This is a genomic window from Bartonella sp. AA86SXKL, assembly GCF_042196885.1.
Window position 1 is genome coordinate 475 of sequence record NZ_JBHIRE010000337.1, and the last position, 230, is coordinate 704.

Genomic DNA, 230 nt, shown 5'->3' on the forward strand with positions numbered 1-230 from the left:
CCTGGCACCGCTTCAATGATTTCACCTTTTGCGGGAATGCGATCAAGAATAGAAACAATCAAACCACCGATGGTATCGACTTCATCACCATATTCCCCTACAATAAAATCAGGACCGAGAGCTTTCTCCACATCTTCTAGTTCAGTTCTCGCATCAACAAGCCATTTATTATTGGGTTCGCGCACGATAGCATTGTCAACATGATCATGTTCATCTTCGATATCACCAAC

The 230-nt window shown here is 43.0% G+C and carries 1 protein-coding gene; it reads right to left on the minus strand.

Translation table 11 applies throughout. The annotated features are described in order from the left end of the window. A partial coding sequence (locus ACFIO5_RS11875) for a transporter associated domain-containing protein (RefSeq protein ID WP_375705518.1) occupies positions 1–230 on the minus strand: 230 nt, incomplete at both ends.